1 pseudogene is annotated in these 630 nt (G+C 68.1%); it reads left to right on the forward strand.

Features of this window, described 5'->3' with window-relative positions:
• Positions 1-605: pseudogene (locus LI94_RS21410) on the forward strand (arabinosyltransferase); the annotation flags it as partial.
• Positions 606-630 lie beyond the last annotated feature (25 nt).

Here is a 630-nt window from a genome sequence, read left to right on the forward strand (position 1 = left end):
CCCCGTTATTACCGGTCAAGCAGACCACCGCCGAACTCAACTGGCCGCAGAACGGTGCCCTGGCCAGCGTGCAGGCACCGCTGATCGGCTACGTCGCCACCGACCTCGACATCAGCGTGCCGTGCCAGGCCGCGGCCGGCCTCACCCCGGCCAAGTCGGTGCTGCTGTCCACGGTGCCCAAACAGGCCCCCAAGGCCGTCGATCGTGGACTGCTCATCGAACGCGTCAACGACGACCTGGTTCTGGTGGTGCGCAACGTGCCGGTGGTGGTGGCGCCGCTTTCGGCGGTGCTGGGCCCGAACTGCCAGAAGCTGACCTTCACCGCGCACGCCGACCGGGTCACCGCCGAATTCGTCGGCCTCACCTACGGACCCAACGCCGAAAAGCCCGGCTCCCCGCTGACCGGCACCCGCAGCGGCTACGACTTCCGCCCACAGATCGTCGGGGTCTACACCGACCTGTCCGGCCCGGCGCCCGACGGACTGGACTTCACCGCCACCGTCGACACCCGCTTCTCCAGCGCCCCCACCCCCCTCAAGCTGGCCGCGATGATCCTCGGGGTGGCGCTGACACTCATCGCGCTGATCGCCCTGCACATCCTGGACCTGTCTCTTATACACATCTGACGCT

This window comes from Mycobacterium sp. UM_Kg27, from assembly GCF_000972905.1.
Taxonomy (GTDB): domain Bacteria; phylum Actinomycetota; class Actinomycetes; order Mycobacteriales; family Mycobacteriaceae; genus Mycobacterium.